We start from the raw sequence: 19,869 nt of genomic DNA on the forward strand, positions 1-19,869 counted from the left end.
GCTTACTGGTCGACTTTCCTCAGTCGCGTATACCCTAGTGCATTCTTGAACATGGCTGCTACGTCTTTATTGTATTGCTCAGGACTGAATTCTTTGAAAACTAACGGAGCTGCAAGATGCTGCTTCATGGCAGAGGTAAGTGCAACTTCATTATTTTCTACGAGAAGACCATAACCTGGATTCAAAATGCTGTGAGGCCCTGGAATATCAGTAGATATTACAGGTGTTTTAAGGACTAACGCTTCTATGATTGCGAGGCCTTGCCCTTCGTGGTCAGATGAAAATACAAATAAATCTAACGATCTTATAAGAGGGTAAGGGTTTTGGCGGATGCCGGCAAGTAACACTCGACCTTCAAGATTTAGTTCTGAAATGCGTTGTTGAAGACGAGACCACTGTGGTCCGTCGCCTACAATGATTAATTTAACGTCTGCATCCGTTTCCCGGATAAATTGATAGAATGCATTGATTAGTTTGTAATGGCCTTTTTCGGGCGAAAGTCTGCCTACAGTGCCGAATACACGTGAGTTACCTGCCCAGTCAACGATGTCACTATCTAACGGCTTAGTCGATTTTTTACGAATTTCTTCAATGTTGATGAAGTTGTCGCAATAAACGAACCTATCTTCACTAATTCCTGTCTTTTCAGCGAGGTTGAGCAAGTTTTGCTGATTAACGCTTTCTGATACTGAAATCAACTTGTCATAGCAATGGTAGAGCTCAAATATTCCTGATAGAAATTCGTACTTCGTAAGGTGCTCTTCCATCATATTATTGTGCAAGTACACAACCTTGTGTGAATTTTCCGGACCATAGCCTAGTAGGCCTGTCCAGAATTTACCGTACCCTTCAAACTGTATAACGATGTCAAAATTAGCGCAGCCGAAAACTCTCCTGAATTCCTTCTTCATGAGCTTCTTGTATACATCCCACATTGCCTCTGAATGGAGTGTGTCGTGGTTATTGAAAGTGTCCATGACGAGCTTCTCCTCTGGGGAGTAGTTCACCATGCCTACTCGGCTTATTATCTGCACCTCATCGCTTATAGAGTGGAGTTTATTCAACCGGTATTCGTCGGTTTCGATAGTGTCTGGGTCAATGACCAAAGTGATACTATATCGTTTTTTGTCGATTGCATGTATCAAGCTAAGACAGGATTGGGTGATCCCATTTGGGGGTAGCGATCCAGCATATATCAAGATAGACTTTCTATTGTCCTGATAATTGCTAAGTGTGAACGAATGATCATTTTCAAATAGCAGCCTGATAGCACGCTCTGTTGCATAACCAGCAGAAGCATCGAAATATTTCAGGTTTTCTGTTGTAATTTCAATTGGTGTATACTTTACTTCTAATAAAGATTCGATTTCTTCAAGTAATTCTTTGCGGTTAGTTACCACGTCGCCAGGAATTGTTTCCAATTCCAAATACATACCCCTTGTGGAGCGGTAATCATCATAGTCATATGCATAATAGATGATAGGTTTACCAGTAGGCATAAAGTCAAAGCAAATACTTGAGTAATCTGTTATCAAGATATCGATGATAGAAAGAAGGTCAGATGTCTCAATATCTGCGGGAACTGACTTAAAGCCCTGCTCAGCTATAAGTTCCTCTGACATATGGTGTCCGCGGAATAAGAAGTTGCACTTAAGACTTCCAAGGGCATCCAAGTCACCGATCAACTGATCCAAGTCTACCGTGGCTTCCGATGTGGATCCTCTCCAAGTCGGCGCATAAAGCACTGTTGGTAGTGACTTATCAATTCTAAGTTTTTGGATAAGCAACGAACTAGTTGAAGAGTCTGGTATCAGAATTCGATCGTTTCTCGGATAGCCAGTTTCCGCAATAATTCCGTTGAACGTACCGGCAATATCATGTGAACGAACCATTACGTCAGATGTATGAGAGTTAGGGCTCAGGAGATGCGTGGCATGCAAGAAGTTTCTTGAGACATTCTTGTGGGCCATAAAGGAATTTTTATTGTCTTTGCCCAGTCCTTTCATTGGCGTGCCGTGCCAAGTATTTAAGTACATTTGCTCTGGTCTCCGTACAAACCAGGGCATGAAAGTATTGTTGTTGATCAGATATTTGGCTGTCGCTATATAGCGTCTATACAGGTAGCTGTTTCTCTCAACAATGATAACATTTTTGGATTTTTTAAGTTGGTCTGGCGCTGCGCTGGTGTTCGTAAGCGCCCAGACGTGAGTTAGATGACTATATTCCGGAGCGGATGATAAAGCCTTATATATAGCATACGGGTTACAGCTTACAGATGCGCCATGGAAGCTTTCGTAAAAGACAATATTTTCTTCAATGGGCAGAGTTTCGATCAACTCATTATATTCGATGGCATTCTTCAGCCCTTGGCTTTTTTCATAGCGAGAATAATCAAAACCATATGCGCGCTTGATGATTCTCGTCTGTACAAATGCATTGCAGGCTTGGGCATACTCTCCCATGCACATAAGTGCATGGCCATGCATATAGTGCCACCTGGGATTGTGAGCGTTACTGCGTGCAGTTAACTCCGCGAATATCTTACTTGCACTTTCCCATTGCTTGTTCTTCTGAAGTTCAATGCCGAGCTCTGTATAAAGCTGTAGATTGAATGGGGTTTGGCCGAAAATGGTATTCAGTGCATAAAGACGATCTAGTGATTCGATCAGCGTTTTTTGTTTATTGGGTGTGCCCGAAGAGTTGTCGGTGTCTCCGATAATGACAACAGGTTCTGGTGCGCTAAGTTTATCTTTAGTAGATTTTAAAAAGGCCAGACATGCAGCTTCATAGTCACCTGCTAATTTAAGTGCATAGCCTTGACGGTAGAACCAATAAGGCTCTAGCTTGCTGCTTTTGTTTGCAGCACTACCATAGGCTTGAGCTGCGTCTGAGAACTCCCCAGCTCGCTCTAAGACAAATCCAAGCCTGTAATACCAGTAATTATGCTTGGAGTCTAAACCAATAGCTAGCTTGTAATTAATCGCTGCTTCCTTCCAGAGGAAACAGCGGTCATAAGCCATGCCTATCCTATAGTAAAGTTCTGCATCAGTGGGATTTTCGCTGGTCTTTTTTACGTACTGATAAGCTGCTTCCTTCCAGAGTCCCCTGGCTTGGTGGTTGACTCCGATCCCGAAACGCGCAACAGCTGGATCTTTGCTTAACTTAACGCTCTTTTTATAGTAAATTTCTGCAAGATCATAATCTTTTAATAGCTCGTTTAGATAGCCTAATCGATACAGCCAGGTATGATTTTCTGGTTCTAAATTCAGAGCTTTTGTGTAACAGGCTACTGCGTCTGATAAGCGATTTAGTTTTTCGCAGACTTCTGCTTTTTTTATCAGAAGATCTTTGCGATTGGAGGACAGTTCACAGGCTTTTTGCAGTGCGTCAGCCGCTTGCCACCACTTTTTCTGAGTGCTGTAAATGCGAGCCAGTGTTTCAAAATGATCTAGCGCTCCGGAGGTCGAGCAAATGTGACTGTAGATCAACTCTGCATTTGCGTGTCGCCCAATTTTTTCTAGATAAGCGGCGACCTTGGTGCATGTGTCAATGTCGGGTTTTCGTGATATCAGTAACTTACAAGCTTGATCAAGATTCGAAAATTCGAGTTTGCTTGTGGGTTTTGGAGATGGTTTTGTGGGACTTTGGAAGTCAATATAATGTATCAAAGGGTTAAGGGAGTGGTGCTCATTTTGCTGATGTATCAACCAGTACCAGCAAGTATCAAAAGAGGCGGATGGGTTCCGAAACTCTACTGCTCCGTACTGCAGATAGTGATGAGCGGGGTCGACTTTGCTAGCCGCTACATCGGGATAAGTCTTAAGATAAAAGCTGGGATCAAAAAAATCAGAAGATGAGATTTTGTTTATTAGAAGTGTTTGCTCTGAATTTGGACCCCTAACAGCCATTGCCTCTGTGATTGCAGAAGGTGCGTGATCAATCTGTATAGCAGCTTTGCGTTCTATAAAGTCGATAAAAGCATTTTTTCCGATCGATTCCGGATAATCTTTGACGTAGGATTGTGGGTCAAAATCCTTTCTGGGCAGACGTCCTTCTTGTGCACCATATAGCACATAGTGATTAACTGGCTGCATGCCACTCGCTTTTACGTCCGGATAAGCCTCATTGTAGAAGTCAGCATCGAACAAGCCGGAAGCGATGATTGTTTCTATTTCGCGTAAGATACGTTCGCGATCAATGTTCATAGTGTTCATACGTGGGACAGACTAGTTTTGATTTCGGTTGTAGAGATTGCCGGCGTACGGTCAAGGTAGACAACTTCGCAATACTCTTTGAGCATGTCGAATTTACCCTCCCAGTCGTTACCCATAACAAAAATCTGAGCTTCATATTTGCTAATGTCGGTAACCTTTTGCTCCCAGTTATCCTCAGGGAACACAAAGTCTACGTAGCGAATCGATTCTAATACTATCTTGCGATTTTCATAGTTGAGCAAGGACGACTTGTGTTTGCCGGCATTAAATTCGTCCGAAGACAAGCCTACGACCAACCTATCACCCAGCGCACGAGCGCGCTTCAAGAGGTTGATATGGCCACGGTGTAATATATCGAACGTACCGTATGTGATAACCGTTTTCAATTTATTCATCCTTAATTTATTAAGCTTTTAACCCGATCAATAAGTCTTGCTGAGTTATGGTCATCACACCATTCAAAGAAAATTTTCTTCTTCCAATCATAACCAAGAGCCATCTCCGGGTGTACGTCAGAGTTTTTCTTCAATGCATTAAGAAGCGCTTCGAAGTCAGAGCACACGGGCCCAGGAAACACATGCTCAAGCTCATAAAATAACCCACGCTCCACGCCTGAGTAGTACTCATAGTCATAAGCAAAGCTCACCATCGGCTTGCCCGTCAGCATGAAGTCTATGAAGCAACTCGAGTAATCCGTGATAAGCAAGCGTGCGGATCTGTATAGGACCTCGACGTTAGGATAATGTTCATCGCTCAGATCCAGTGCGCCCAGTCGTTGCAACTGTTCCGCATAGGACCCCGAACGGTCAGCCATATGCTCTCGTACCCCAAGCACCAGGTCGTTCTCTTGCAGCCATCCCTCCAACTGCTTCAGCTCGTTTTCTGTGAACTGATAGCATGCATTAGCTGCTCCATTACGAAACGTCGGCATGAACAAAATCAGCCCGCGTCCTGCCAGCGCACTCTCGAGCGTTTGGCTCTCCGCCTGAAAATCCTTTGGCAATTTTTCGAAGTCGCGCAGAATAAAATCGTTCCGAGGAAGCCCCGTTTGCCATACGTCGTTGTAGCTCAACGGATAGAAGGCCGCTGCCATGGCCATCGTGTCGATGCTCGATGAGCTGATCACGGCCCTGCAGCGGGCGTGCTCCTCAGCGATGGCATCACGCCTGTTCTGCTGGTCAAGTGACGCATAGCCTATGCGTTTAAGCGGGATACCGTGCCAGAGGTTGATCAAGTCATGCAGATCGCTTGAAAGCGGATAGACAAGATTACGCGTAGGTGTGTGTTTGATGAACAGGATTTTAGCGCGCAAGAGATGGTATTGACCTTCGGGGCTTTCCAAGGGTACGACAAGGACGTTTCTGCCCTCCACGTTTACCGGTTTGCCGCGGGTCAAGATAATCTTGAAGATACCCTCATCATCTTTGATCTCTTCAAAAACTGCACGCTCGTTCCCGGAGAATACGCCAGAGAAGGCGCATACCGGGAATGCCCACCAATGGTCGTACTTGGGCACACGGTGGTCGGCTTCGATGAATTCAGCATGCGTCAGCAGGGTAGTGGGCACCTGCTCGTCGTCTGGCAGCCTCGACGTGCCGATGTACAGATTGCGCTCCAGCACCTCCTGATCGGTAATACGTGTCAGGTTGCGCTCCATGGTCTGCACGTCAGCCTCAGGTGCGCATGCCAGGATCTTTTCCTTCCATCTATACAGCTTGGCTACTTGGTAATGGTTGGCCGTCAGCAGATAGCGCTTGAACAGCGGGAAGCCTACCTCCAGCAGTTTGAAATGCTGGTTGCTGTAAATCGGATGGAACGGATAAAGGCTACTGATGAAGGTATCGAGAACGAACCCGCGTGTAATCAGGTAGCGGGTCAAACCGATTTCGTACTTGAAAATCACGTTCTGCTTGTTTGGCTGCTGAACAACCGCACTCAACAGCTTACGAAAACCGGGGTCAGACAACACGGGCCTGCGATAAGCCACAAAATACGACCCTATGAGGAAGTCGTAGGTATCGTCCTCTTCAAAACGGTCTAGCATCGAAGCGCGCACGGTGTCCATCGCGATGGGCTGCTTGAACTGATTGCTCGGCTCCGCCTTGGTTTTGGCTATCCCTTTCGTCGCTTGAAGCCCCCACCAGTCACAGCGGCGTTTATCCATCTGCTCGAAGACATCATCGAAGTCCTTGACCAGGTAGCAGCTGTCGTTGGCCAACAGCAACTCATCGTATTGGTCGATGGTGTCCCAGCCCACCAGTGAATTTGCCAACAGGGCATAGGAGCCAAAGTCATAGCGTTGGTGCCGGCCCGCCCAAGCGTCCTTGACGATACCCTTCAGCTTGAGCAGCTCGCCGTCTTGCATTACACAGTCGGCAAGATAGTAAACATCCGCATGGACACTGAGTGCTTGAAGGTACTGGACTACATAATCGTCAACCAGTCCATCAGGGTCGTATCCCGCGAACAAGCAAATGCGCTTGACGGGCCGTTCAGGTAGCCAAGCCGACTGCGTAGTCTGCGCGAAGGGGCCTTGCGGACGTGGCAAGGCGTTCGATTCAATGCCTTCGTGCAGGAAGTGCGCCAGTGGATTGATGGCGTCACTGGCTGGATCCAGGTAGCTCGACCAATACCACCAAACATCGAAGTCTTTGCAGGGCTTGCGTAGCTCTTTCCAGCCATCGGTGCAGAAGTGATAAAGCGGATTCATGTCACACTGCGCGACATCCGGGTTCATCGACAGGTAGTAATGTGTATCGAAATACGCATTTGGGTTGCGGTTTTCGCGCGCACCGTGTCGCACGAAATGCACCAGAGGATCAATGCCCGCCGCTGCCACGTCCGGGTACTGACTCAAATAATACGTCGCATCAAATGTGCCGGATCGCCATAAGGTGGCAATGACCACATCAGAGCCTGCCTCTGGGGGTGGCGGCGCAAGCTCAAACGACATCGGCTGCCTCCTGATGACCGCAAAGAGCTTTGGGTTTGGTCGCATTGGCACGCCAGTCAAACGTACGCTGTGCAGAGTCCAAGTCGGTTAAGTTGTATACCTTGCCACCCCCATACCGAACCTGGGTTGTTGCACGAGGTGGCAATGCCAACCCGCCATAAGGGCCACTGAGGTAATCATGGCTCAGTGCAGGGTGGTAGAAAGGATCTTGCTCACCCTGGGAGAACCAGCGATCCGTGAAGTTTTTCTGCTCACGCTGGGCCCGCGCACGTTTTTCGGGAGCAATGTCCTTACCTCGGCTTGCGGACTCGGCATGGATCAGTTGCGCTTGGGCACACCAGATGATCTTGAAGCCCAGCGCACGTATGCGCATACAGAAGTCGACATCGTTGAAGGCAACTGGGTAGCGAACCTCGTCCAATCCACCTAATACCTCGAACAGTGGTGCATGGACCAACAGGCACGCAGCTGTAACGGCAGTCTGCTGTCGGGTCAGTAAATTGCTAGCCAGGTAGCCTGCGTCGTGCTCGGCCAACTGATTTCCGGCATGCGCAGCCAAGCCATTGATACCCACCACTACGCCGCCGTGCTGAACCATGCGATTAGGCCACAGGAGTTTGGCACCCACAGCCCCGACCCCAGGCCGCATCAACTGGCTGATCATTTCCTTCAGCCAGTTACCGTCGAGGATCTCGATGTCGTTGTTGACCAAGCCGATGACCTGACCCGTAGCGTGATGCACTGCCGCGTTGTTGATCTCTGAATAGTTGAACGGATAGGGGTGCGGGATAACCTTCACCCCCCGGCTCGGCAACTCGGCGAGATACTCGAGGGTTTCCGGTATCACGGACAGGTTGTCCATGACGATGATTTCCAGATCCGGATACTCTGTTTGATTCAGCAACCCTTCGATGCAAGTACGAAGTAGGGCGACCTGATCTTTTGTCGGAACGATCAAGCTGACCTTTGGCAGCGTGATCGGCAGTGGCCAAGTGACGTGCAGCAGCCCTGGGTGATCAGCCAGCGGCGCTACTTGCGCTCCGGGTGCAAGGGCCTCGCATAACCAGTTGATTGCCCGCAGTCGTTGTTGGCAAGCCGGAGTGTGTTCCGGGCTCGAAACGCTCAATGCGTGGCGGTGATAGAGCACCTGCGGCAGATGGGCCACGCGCGCCTGCATTTCCTCGCTAATCAGTACGACAGCCGATATCAGCATGTGCCAATCGAACGCACCGTGCCCGCTCTCTTGGAGGCGTGCAACGGCGCGGCGGACTGTGTCCTTGTGGAAGACCGAGCCAGGTGTGAACGTATCTGCGCCTATGAAAGCGTCCAGATCCCAGACAGGTTTGAACCAGGGGTGGCCCGGTTCGCCATTGGGTTGGTCCTGATCGCAGTCCGCGTAGCCCCAAGCGCTGCCCTCGGCCAGCAATGCGCTGAACTGACTCAATGCATCTGCTCGCAGACGGTCGCCTGCCCAGACCGGCACAATATAACTGCAGTCTTGGTTCAGTAACTCAAGCACCACGGGTGCAATATCGCTTGATTGGGCTTTGACGAGGCGTCCAGGGCTGTTGCCAGGTAATGCGAGGCTGCCGAGGGTCAGTGCCTCAAGCGCTGCGTCCCCATCACCCATCAACAGCACGCCCACATCATTTGCCTGCTGACCGTCAGTGGGATTCGGGCGCTGGAAAGCGTTAGCCCAGGCCGGGTAGAGGTGCCAGCCGGCGCTTTTGGGTAAGCGCAGGCTCTGTTCACGCGCCACTGCCTCAATGACTGCGATCAGTGCGCTGTCGTGGTGCGCGGACAGTTGGTTGACCAAGCCCTCGATACCCTCGGGGGCGCAGCACAAGGTGATAGGGCTGCCGGCCAACGGAGCCCCGGATTCGCTTTCGATGCTCACAACGTGAGGCTTGCCGTCGGCAAAGGCCCATGGCAGGTCTATGACAAAACCATGGTCACTGCTATCGCGATAAGCCAGGGCTTGGCTGTGTTGGTCACACACCACTTGAGCCACTTGTTGATCACCCTCACGCACGCGGATCGTCACGCGACGATGTGGGGATTGCGGGTCCCATGCCCACCCACTAAGGCGCAAGCCGCCGGTATGCCAGACTTGCGATGCGATCAGCTCAGGCTCTTTACCAAACGGCGCGGGTAGCGTGATGTCGCCGTCGAGTGAAAAGGGCTCGTTCGCAATCTTGACGCTGATGTGCCGGGCCTGATTCAGCCAGGCTTGGCGCAACTGCACGGCAAACCCGTTGAACTGGTCGCCCTCGGTGGCGTTGGTTTCGTACAAGTCTGCACGAGCCACTGCCACACTCGCGCCGTCGATAAAGATTTCGACGATCAGTTTCTGTGCGGGGTTAAGGGTATCTAGAGCCCAGCCCTGCAGGACGTCGCCGTAAAGCCCGGTGATTAGGCCCTTGTATCGGACCGCTGAAAGCGAGGCGGTGTCCGTTGGGGTTTTATCCAAGACGTGTTGTGACATCAGGCCGGCTCGGTAATAGAAAAAGAATGAAAGGGAAATGCCCCTGTGGCGTTTTCCCGCACTGCGTAAGGCGCATGCAATGGAAGGTCCAGGTCACTCGCAAGCTCCACTGCGCGCCAACCCGAAACAGGGCACGCATGCAGACTCAAGACGGCGCAGCAGCCGGACATTGTCACGTTGTCTGCCATCGACAGCATTGTCAGGTCTGGCAGCGCGTACACCGCACCTGTAGCAAGCAACTGCTTGCTCCAAGGCTGTTTCGCTTCGATAAGAAACTGAACGGGCAGGTTTTCTCGGGTCGCTCGCTGCGCTATTTCAAGCCACTGGCGCGCTACTTGTGTGTCGCTCAGGTCATCACCGATCAACCACGTACCCGTGCTCGTCATCTCATGGGTAGCAGGGTGCAGGGGGGATTCGATCAGAGCAAGGTTCGCCCCGTGCAGCACGGCGGCATGCCGATCAACAAACTCGGCGCAAGGCAATTCGATACGCTGGGCTGATGCGGCAAACGTCATACGATCGTTGCATGCTTCCCTGGAGAGCAAGGCATCGTCCCTGCAAACAATCCGATAGGGCAGTGATAGCTGGCCCGGCAGGTCCCATATGAACGAAGGGGCATTGGCCAGCCGCTCGAAAACAAGGCCTCGCAAGGGTAGGGCGCGTAGATCGTCTATAAGATAAGGCAATTCATCGGCGGCATAGTCCAGGCTGATCTCCAATGGCAAAACTTCTGCATGAAGTGTGACCCAGTTGCGCAGCCCATCATGATGCCAGGTCAGGCTGAAGGGTGTTTCAGAACGGCTGCCATCATGAATGTGCAGCTCTGGACGAGGGTGACCCGGCTCGCCGCGCTGCTGAGCCAGCCAATGGGTCAGACGCGCACGCTGCAATGATTGTCGAGCCGGTTTGATCGGGTCGCGACGGCAGAAGGTTTCGTAGCGTGATTCAGCATCAGGGTAGCGTTTTCGAAGAATGGCGTTGTTGTAGGCAACGCGCAGGTTTTTTTCTTCCCCAAACGATACCCCCCCTTGATGAGCAACGAAAACATTTGGCGCCCCCATGTGCTTCCAGCCCAAGCTGCGAGCGCGCAAACACCAGTCGGTTTCCTCCCCGTACCCGCGCGACAGTTCTAGCTCATCCAGATAACCCACTTGGTCGATGGCATCGCGCTTGATGTAAAGGCAGAACCCACATCCTGTTTCGATCTCTACAGGGGCCGACGGGTTGTGTTTGGCCAGATTATCCAGTTCAGCGTGCTGGTCAGGTGATGGCATGGGCTGACTGATGCGGCTCCGTGGGAAGCTCATCAATTCGCCATTGTTCGTGAACGGGGTGACCGACGCTACTTGAGGATCGCTATAAGCTACCTGATGCAGGCGGTCAATCCAGTCTCCGTGAACGCGGGTGTCAGCATTCAGCCAGATCACGTCTTTGCCCAAACTCATAGCCATGGCTCTGTTCATGCTACGAATGAAGCCTAGGTTGGACGGGTTCTGCACGAGAGTAATCTTGCTTTTGCCTGCCAGCACTTTGAGCGCTTTGCGCAAGGCGGGGAGGGGCGTGGCGTCCTCGATGACGACCAGACGATGAGGCGTGCGGTTATGCCTGCGTGATTCGATAGCGCTGTTTATGCACGCCAGCGTCTCATCCAGCCCGTTGTAAACCGGAATGAGCACATCAACCGAAACGCTCTTGGTTTGCGTGGCAATGGGGCAAGGTGGTACCCAAACGGGCAGGGTATGCAGGGGGCTACCTTGCAATGAGCCGCCTGTACTAAAACCCACGGCAACTGTTGCGCAAGCTTTGGGCAGTTTGGCGCGAATGCCACCATGGCTGGACGAAATACCCGCAGCTGTGAGCAGTGGATCGGGGCGGCCTGCCGGCGCGCTTACGACCTGCCCGTTGAATTCGAACTGAACGATGCATGGCTCAGCAAGGTTCTTCAAGTCGATTGCCCAACCTTGTATCTCTTGCGCATCTCGATCAAGGCGAACGACGCCTACTGCGCCTGAGTGCTGCGTTTTTGAAGCCAGCAATCTAAGTACTAAGTTGAGCTCTTGGGGTGAAGTGATTTCGGGCAATTGCGCGAGGATAACTCGCTCTAGCTGCACTGGCGTGTCTGCTTGGCTACGTGCGAGCCATAGTAGTTGCCGCAGACCTGCGTCATGAGGTTGCTTTTGCCAAGCAGCGGCCAAGTAGCGGGTAGCCAGATGCGGCTGTGCTAGATCCAGCAGGCAGCGCCCTAGAAGCGCGTGCAGATCTGTCCGCTTTGGCAGGGCTTTGACCGCATTACTAAAAAAAATGAAGGCAAGCTTTGGATGCTTTGGCAGTGCCTCGATACCCTTCCAGATGAGTGCCTCTGGACGGTATTCGGGGACCTTGAGAGCCTGTTCCAACACTGAAGCCGCGCTGGCGTGCTCTTCTGCCTGGCGATGCCGATGAAAAATGTCCATGAGCGTATCTCGCCCATGGTCGAGTTGTCTGGACATAAGCTTGGCTTGGCTACAAGAAATAAAAAAGAGGGGCGACTCGAGAGCCGCCCCTTTGGCGTATGCCCGACCTTTCGGCCGGGTATACGTTTTGCTACAGCGGGCTAGTTACACTTGGCCGTGCAGTACAACGACGTTGTCGATGTTTGCGATGGCTTCGTTGGAACCAACGATGCCCAGGGCCACGTCGGCGTGAGTGCCGCCGTTGTCCAGGACAGCTTCCCAAGCAGCTTTGCCAGTTGCATCGGCTTCGCGGCCCAGTGCGGACTGGTACAGGGAGTCGATGAAGTCGCTGTTGGACTTCTGAGCAGCTTCAGCCGAGCCAACGATGCCAGCGGCCACTTCGGCGCGGCTGGTGCCGTTGAACAGCTGGGATACCCAAGCGTCCAGGCCTTCTTGCTCAACTTCGCGGCCCAGTACGTTTTCGTACAGTTCGCGGACGAAGTCACCGTTCGACTGATCCAGCTGGATGGCTTCGTTCGACAGAGCGATACCAGCAGCTACGTCGTTCAGGTTGCCACCGTTGGCCAGCACGGCTTGCCATGCAGTCGAGCCTTCTTCATCAGCGGCGCGGCCCAGGATAGCCTGGTACAGCTCGTTGATGTCTTGGGCCGAAGCAGCGCCAGCGAACTCAGCCGAGTTCAGGAACTGGTTGGCGATGTCGGTCAGCGAAGTGCCTTCGCTTACCAGGGCGGTGAAGTCTTTGGCGCCGGATGCATCAGCGTCACGACCCAGGATGCCTTGGTACAGGCGCAGGGCAGCTGCTTCTTCGTCGCTGTGAGCCAGGGCTACAGTTTCGGTGGTGTCACCGTTAACGAAGGTCAGGAACTCAGCGTCAGTGATGGCGGCAGTTTGGTTGCCGGTCAGGTTGACGTTGAAGTTGTTGCCGACGGTGAAGGTGTAGTCGTCGCGCGAACCGTCCAGCTGAACGATGTCGAAGCCAGCGCCAGCGTTGACGATGTCAGCGTGGTCGCTGCCGCTCAGGATGATGGTGTCATCGCCCGAACCGGTGGTCACGTTGTTGTTACCCAGGCCAGCGATAACGGTGTTGTTGCCGTTGCCGGTGACGATGGTGTCGTTGCCGTCGCCAGCGTCGATCAGGGTGTTCTGGTCGCCTTTGACAGTGATGACGTCGTCACCGTTGCCAGTTGCAACTACCAGCTCGATGGCCGAGGTATCAACGGCTGGAGCCAGAGCAGCAGCGAAGGTTTGAACGTCGCCAGCAGCTGCTTGACCTTGCAGGTCAACAACCAGGTTGGCATCGCTCTGCAGCACGTAGGCGCTAACGCCAGCGGCTTCGGCAGCAGCCAGGTCGACGACAACTTGGTCGCCTTGCTCGCCTTCGACTTCGCCAACAACGATGTCAGCTTGGCCGGAAGTTGGCAGCTGAACAGCGTTGCCTTCGATGCCGGCAATGTTGACGTTTTCAACGGTGTCCAGGTTCAGCAGGCTGCTGATGGCAGCGATGGTGTTTTCGGACAGGTTGGCGCTATCGGCGTTCAGGGTGTCTTGCAGAGCGCTGCTCGACTGAGGGCTATCGTATTGCATGATGTATTCCTGTTACTTCAGGCCATGTGGCCCGCTGCAATCGTATTCTGCTGTGACGCAGAGTTTTCCCACGGAGACTTAAGGCGGGCAGCGTTCATCTTCGTTACGGGTGTTAGGGCGAGGTGCAAGGCCACCAGCGGCTCGTTGCCGGTGGGGCCGTGCATCATCTGATTTGCGACTAGGCGTTGTGGTTCCGTATTTTCGAAAACAACAAGGCCAGTAAGTTCGTAATGCCTGCGCAGCGGCCCTATCAGGCTGAAGCCAACGCAGATCAGCGGCAGGCCTTGGCCGCGAGCACCTACTACAGTGCCTGTCGATACGTTGCGGCACGGGCCGGAGCCTGCCACTGTGCAGGTGTAAAGAAGGTCTACACCGACGGGCTTTTCAGCCCAGTCGATAGAGAACGAATCAATGAACTCATCAGCGCCCGGCTCGCCAACCCATCCTTCGCTGGACACGATCTCACCGCTATGGCTTAGGTGAGCAGTAAGCGTGAGTGGCAGCGGTTTGGTGCTGGCGGCGATGGCCTGAGCAGGGTCGGTGCTGGATACGACCGCGAAGGTGCGCATGATGGCAGGCGAGGTGTCAATGCGGTCGATACGCAAATCCACGGGGTCGATCACCTCATCGAACATGTGATATTCGGTGATCAGAACCGTCGTAACACCGCCTTTGACTCGCGCAACAATAGTGTCACCGAGCTTGGTTAGCATGTTCTTGCTAACGCCTTCTGCGGGGAAGAAATCGATGGAGCCTTTGCCTAGCGGCGCTTGTTGCAACGCGATGCAGACGGGTTTGTCTGCCGGAGGCTGGGAGGCGTACCTGAAGATATACATGCCCGGTTCGAGCAGGGTGACCCGGGAGCTGATTTTCAGGCCGTCCAGGGTTTGCGAAGGCATAGACATGGCGTTGTTAAGCTCCTTTTAAGCAATAACACTGGTAGCTAACGTGCTCAAACCCGTGCATACACTGAACTGCCATTGAAGGCTCCTTGCGAGTGGCGAAGATGCCGCCGGAGGGGGAAGATGTCAACCAAGAAATCTAAAAAAAAATTCATATCAGTGGGGAACTTAGCTATAAGAGGGACGATCTTTCGCCGCTTTTTGTTCATAACTGAGTAGCAGGGTAGGACGTTCCAGCATTCGAAAAATTCGTCTGAAATCAAAGAATTACGATATTGACGTGCGCGCATGATTACTTTTGATGGTTTTCTGGCGTGTAGTTTTCGTCGATTTCAAGGTCTCTAGCCGTTGGTCACTCTGACCGCTTGAGCAACTGCCTGTTTCCGTTCTGCTCAAACATTTCATGAAATTCTACTGTTCGTCGCTGAACAAAGCGGCTCAAGGAGCAATCTGACACGCTGCCTTCTTTGGTGGGTGTTACACTGCCCGCCGCTTTCGCCACTCCTCAGTACGGACACCATGAGTTATCAATCCGAAAACACTCTGCAAGCCGCCCTTAGAGCCTGCAAAAGCAGCTTCCTTTCGGTAGGCTTCTTTAGTTTCTTCGTCAACGCACTGATGCTGGTGCCCACGTTCTTCATGATCCAGGTATCGGGTCGCGTGGTGCCCTCCAGCAGCACCTCCACTTTGCTCATGCTCACGTTGATCATGACTGTGTTGATCGCGACCATGGGTGCCCTGGAGTGGGTACGTTCGCGCATCATGGTGCGTATCAGTAACCGCCTGGATGTCATGCTCAGCCGCGATGTGTACCGGGCAAGCTTCAAGCGCGCCCTGAATAGCGGCGGCTCCGATGCTACGGCGCAGTCCCTTAACGACCTCACTTCGCTGCGCCAGTTCTTTACAGGTCCAGGGCTTTTCGCATTTTTCGATGCCCCGTGGTTCCCCATCTACACCATCGTGATGTTCCTGTTCCACCCATGGTTCGGCTGGATGACGTTGTTCTGCGGCGCGGTGTTGACCGTGTTGGCGGTCGTCAATCATCGGTCTACTGGCGGCGCGTTGGCTGAGGCCAACAAGGAGAACGTCGCCTCCAACGTGGTGACCAACCGTACCCTGCGTAATGCCGAGGTCATCGAGTCGATGGGGATGCTTGATACCCTGATGAACCGTTGGGCCAAGCGTCAGCGCAACATCATGCTGCTTCAGTCCAATGCGAGTGATAAAGGCGGCGTGATCAGCTCTACCTCCAAAACATTCCGTATCTGGTCGCAGTCCATCATGCTGGCCATTGGTGCGTATCTTGTAGTGACGCACGAAATCAACCCCGGCCTTCTGATGGCAGGTTCCTTGCTGCTGGGCCGCGCGCTGTCCCCCATCGACCAGATGATCGGCAGCTGGAAAGGCTTCGTCGCTGCCAAAGTCCAATACGACCGCCTCAGCAAAGTGATGGACGACCTGAAAAACGAACCTGAGCGCATGCCGCTTCCAGCCCCAGAAGGCCACATTCAGGTCGAAAACCTGATCGTCGCCCCGCCTGGCGCCAAGGCCCCGGTCATCCGCAGCATCAGCTTCGTGGCCCCGGCCGGCTCCATCGTCGGCATCGTTGGCCCAAGTGCCGCCGGTAAATCCACGCTGGTGCGTGCCCTGATGGGCATCTGGCCCCCACAGCACGGCGTCGTCCGCCTCGACGGCGCCGATATCGCCAGTTGGGACAAGCAGGCCCTTGGCCCATACGTTGGCTACCTGCCGCAAGACATCGAGCTGTTCGAAGGCAGCATCAGCGAGAACATCGCCCGCTTCGACAAGATCGACCCGGAAAAGGTTGTGGAAGCGGCCCAGATGGCTGGCGTGCACGAGATGATCCTCATGCTGCCCGATGGCTACGACACGGTAATCGGCAGCGACGGCGTCAACCTGTCCGGCGGTCAGCGTCAGCGTATTGGTCTGGCCCGTGCCATTTATGGCAACCCGCGCCTGGTGGTGCTCGACGAGCCTAACTCCAACCTCGACGATGTGGGTGAGCGCGCCCTGGGCGTGGCCCTGCAAAAGCTCAAGGCAACCGGTGCTACGGTCTTCATCGTCTCGCACCGCCCCAACATCCTCACCCGCCTGGACCGTATTCTGGTCATGTCGGGCGGTACCATTTCGCTGTACGGCGAGCGCGACCGCGTGATCGCCGAGCTGGCAGCGCAACAGGCTAAAGGCCAGCAGCGGGTCGCTCAGCCCGCGCCTGGCCAGCCCCCGGCCGCGCCGCCTGCTGCACCCAATGCCACGCCACCGGCCACCCCGCCCGCTGCACCCAATGCCGCGCCGCCCGCAGCCCCCGCTGCCGCGCCTGCCACTACCACCAGCACCGGCGTGTGAAAGGATTTCTAGATGAGCAGTAAAGCGATCACTACCTTCGATCACAATTTCGACGACATGCCCACGTCCGATCGCGGCATTCGCCGCATCGGCCTGACCATCGTCTTCGTTACATTCGGTATTTTCGGCAGCTGGGCGGCCTTCGCGCCACTCAGCAACGCTGTGCATGGTTCCGGTGTGGTCACCGTGCAGAACTACCGCAAGACCGTGCAGCACCTTGAGGGCGGCATCGTCAAGGAACTGCTGGCCCGTGATGGCGACCTGGTCAAGAAGGGCGACCCGCTGATCGTGCTGGACGAGTCCCAGCTCAGCGCCGAATACGAGTCCACCCGCAACCAGCTGATCGTGGCGCGTTATAAAGAAGCACGCCTGCGGGCAGAGCGCGACGGCCTGAACGAAATCCCGCCGGTCAAAATGGATGGCACCGACTCGGTCCGTGCTCAAGAGGCCATGGCGGGTGAGTTGCAGGTGTTCAACGCACGGCGCAACTCGTTGCAGGGTGAGATCTCGGTCAACCGCGAGCGCATCCAGCAGATGAAACAGCAGATCGCTGGTTTGAACGACATGATCGGGACCAAGAGCGGGCTGGAGAAGTCGTACACCGGTGAAATCAAGCAGCTCAAGGAGTTGCTGGCCGAAGGCTTCGTGGACAATCAGCGCCTGCTCGAGCAGGAGCGCAAGCTGGACATGCTCAAGACCGAAGTGGCGGACCATCGGTCCAACATCACCAAGACCAATCTGCAGATTGGTGAAACCGAATTGCAGATCGTGCAGTTGAAGAAGAAATTCGATTCCGACGTGGCCAACGAGCTTTCTGACGTTCAGGCTCAGGTTTTCGACCTTCAGGAAAAAGAAGCAGCCCTGCGTGACCGCCTGTCGCGTGTGGTGATACGCGCACCTGAAAGCGGCATGGTGCTGGACATGAAGGTGCACACCATTGGTGGTGTGATCAGTGCAGCTACGCCGATTCTGGATATCGTGCCTGCGCAGTCGGAGCTGGTGGTGGAGGCCAAGGTGGCCACGCGGGACATCGACCGTCTGGAGTTGGGTAAAACCGCAGACATTCGTTTCACCGCCTTCAACCAGGCCACCACGCCGGTCATCGAGGGCAAGCTGGTGCGCATTTCGGCGGACAGCCTGACCGACGAGCGCAGCGGCGACACTTACTACCTGGTGCGTGTGCAGGTGACCGAAGATGGCATGAAGAAGCTCGGCAGCCGCAAGCTGCACCCCGGCATGCCCGCTGAAGTGCTGATCAACGCCGGCGACCGCACCATGCTGCAGTACCTGCTCAAACCGGCCCGCAACATGTTCGCCGAATCGCTGATCGAGGAATGATTGTGCTGCGTTTGCTACCTGGAATGCTGATGTGCATGGTCGCCTGCCAGGCGGTGGCCGTGGAAGGGAAGGGCGCGCCGGCTGACGTGCCCAAGGCGGTGTCGGCGTCAACCTACACGCTGGACCTGGCCGGCCTGTACCGTGAGGCCAGGCTGGAAGACCCTCGGGTGCTGGCCGCCTATGCCCGCGCGCGCTCGGCCGAAGCCCAGCAGCGCGAAGCCTTGGGCGGCCTGCTGCCGCAGGTGTCGGCCAACGCCAACACCAGCCGCGTGCTGCGCAAGAACGAGATCGACCGCGACATCTATAACAACGAAAGCTATTCGTTGAGCCTGACCCAGTACCTGTACAACAAGCCGGCCTGGGAGCGGTACCAGAAGTCCAAGAGCGTCAAGGACCAGAAGGGCCAGCAGGCCGAAGATACCCTGGCCGAAGCCACGGTCGACCTGGCCAAACGCTACTTCGTAGCCCTGGCCGCCGACGACGAGCTGGCGCTGGTGCAGGCCGAGCGTCGCGCCACTCAGAAAAACCTGGACCGTGTCACCAGCATGTTCGACCGGCAGATGGCCAAGATCACCGACAAGCTGGACATGCAGGCGCGCGTCGACTTCCTGGCCGCCCAAGAGGTGGAAGCCCGCAACCAGGTGCAGGTCAGCCGTGAGGCGCTGGCCGAGATCGTCGGTCGGCCCATCACCGAGCCGCTGAGCCGGGTGCGTAACGATGTCGCGCTGCAAGCGCCCACCCGTCCTTTGCAGGAGTGGTTGACCCAGGCCGTGGAAACCAACCCGCAGCTCAAGGCCTCGCGCAGCGGTGCCGAGGCGGCCATGGCGGCCGTGCGTGAAGGGAAGGGTGAGCACTATCCGCAGCTGTCCCTGAGCCTGAGCGCCCAGCAGAGTGACCAGGGTTACGACAACACCCAGGCGCCGCGCAGCGACAGCTATGTGGCAAGCCTTGGAGTGAAGATCCCGATCTACAGCGGTGGCTCCACCTCGGCCCGTGTGCGTGGCTTGTATGACGAGCAGTTGGCGGCCGAAGAACAGCTCGAAGGCATTCGCCGCCAGGTGGTGAAGGAAACCACCACGGCCTTCCTCACGGCCCAGGCGGCGGTGGACAAGATCCGCGCCAACCGCAACGCCCTGTCCTCGGCCCAGCAGTCCAGCGTGGCGGCGCAGAAGGCGTTCAGTTACGGGGTGGTCAACGCGGTGGATGTGCTCACCAGCGTGCAGAACGAGTTCAAGGCGCGTCGTGATTTGCTCAAGACGCAGTATGACTTCATCACCAATCTGTTCCTGCTCAATCGTTGGGCGGGTCAGCTCAACCAGGACAGCGTGGACAACGTCAATGTGTGGTTGAGCCCTGTGCCAGAGCCGACCCTGCCGGGCGGTGACGTGGCGCGGCTGGATGCGCGCCGCTGATTGGACGGGTGGGGTGGGCTTGGGCGGTAGCCTAGGCTGTTAAAGAGATCGCTCGGCACACGCCTCCTGGCGTTCCTCAGAGCCTACGCGGCCCCCCCTGTGGGAGCGGCCTCGTGCCGCGATGGGCCGCGCAGCGGCCCCCGGGATATCCGCTGCGAAGC

At 54.6% G+C, this 19,869-nt stretch carries 10 protein-coding genes; 3 read left to right on the forward strand and 7 right to left on the reverse strand.

Features of this window, described 5'->3' with window-relative positions; all coding sequences use genetic code 11:
* Positions 1 to 2: 2 nt before the first annotated feature.
* From NMB38_RS05945 to NMB38_RS05975, 7 genes are all read right to left on the reverse strand, one after another.
* Positions 3 to 4,205: a CDP-glycerol glycerophosphotransferase family protein gene (locus NMB38_RS05945; protein ID WP_161780417.1), complete on the reverse strand. Its 4,203-nt coding sequence runs from the start codon at positions 4,203 to 4,205 to the stop codon at positions 3 to 5.
* Positions 4,206 to 4,210: 5 nt separating this feature from the next.
* Positions 4,211 to 4,600 carry a glycerol-3-phosphate cytidylyltransferase gene (gene tagD, locus NMB38_RS05950; RefSeq protein ID WP_028687418.1) on the reverse strand — a complete coding sequence of 130 codons (390 nt, stop codon included), beginning with the start codon at positions 4,598 to 4,600 and terminating at the stop codon, positions 4,211 to 4,213.
* Positions 4,601 to 4,611: 11 nt separating this feature from the next.
* Entirely contained in the window at positions 4,612 to 7,167 is a 2,556-nt protein-coding gene (locus tag NMB38_RS05955) for a CDP-glycerol glycerophosphotransferase family protein (protein ID WP_028687419.1), read from the reverse strand.
* Entirely contained in the window at positions 7,157 to 9,652 is a 2,496-nt protein-coding gene (locus tag NMB38_RS05960; protein ID WP_081783954.1) for a glycosyltransferase family 2 protein, read from the reverse strand. Before NMB38_RS05960 ends, NMB38_RS05955 begins: the two co-directional genes overlap by 11 nt.
* A complete protein-coding gene (locus NMB38_RS05965) occupies positions 9,652 to 12,105 on the reverse strand; it encodes a glycosyltransferase family 2 protein (protein WP_028687420.1) in 2,454 nt (817 codons plus the stop codon). Before NMB38_RS05965 ends, NMB38_RS05960 begins: the two co-directional genes overlap by 1 nt.
* Before the next feature lie 144 nt (positions 12,106 to 12,249).
* Positions 12,250 to 13,689 (reverse strand): DUF4214 domain-containing protein, encoded by a 1,440-nt coding sequence (locus tag NMB38_RS05970; RefSeq protein ID WP_028687421.1) that lies wholly within the window; start codon positions 13,687 to 13,689, stop codon positions 12,250 to 12,252.
* 17 nt (positions 13,690 to 13,706) lie between these two features.
* Complete coding sequence (locus tag NMB38_RS05975; protein ID WP_033736972.1) at positions 13,707 to 14,588, reverse strand: hypothetical protein; 882 nt, start codon at positions 14,586 to 14,588, stop codon at positions 13,707 to 13,709.
* Positions 14,589 to 15,110: 522 nt separating this feature from the next.
* Here NMB38_RS05975 and NMB38_RS05980 point away from each other — a divergent pair.
* Genes NMB38_RS05980 through NMB38_RS05990 form a run of 3 tightly spaced genes read left to right on the forward strand, consistent with a single transcriptional unit; the run spans position 15,111 to position 19,708 of the window.
* The gene (locus tag NMB38_RS05980) at positions 15,111 to 16,958 is read left to right on the forward strand and encodes a type I secretion system permease/ATPase (RefSeq protein WP_028687423.1); all 1,848 of its coding nucleotides are present in this window, start codon (positions 15,111 to 15,113) and stop codon (positions 16,956 to 16,958) included.
* 12 nt (positions 16,959 to 16,970) lie between these two features.
* Positions 16,971 to 18,296 carry an HlyD family type I secretion periplasmic adaptor subunit gene (locus NMB38_RS05985; protein ID WP_028687424.1) on the forward strand — a complete coding sequence of 442 codons (1,326 nt, stop codon included), beginning with the start codon at positions 16,971 to 16,973 and terminating at the stop codon, positions 18,294 to 18,296.
* Positions 18,293 to 19,708: a TolC family outer membrane protein gene (locus NMB38_RS05990; RefSeq protein ID WP_027914282.1), complete on the forward strand. Its 1,416-nt coding sequence runs from the start codon at positions 18,293 to 18,295 to the stop codon at positions 19,706 to 19,708. The genes NMB38_RS05985 and NMB38_RS05990 overlap by 4 nt, the downstream gene beginning before the upstream one ends.
* Positions 19,709 to 19,869 lie beyond the last annotated feature (161 nt).

The organism is Pseudomonas sp. FBCC-B35 (assembly GCF_059133755.1).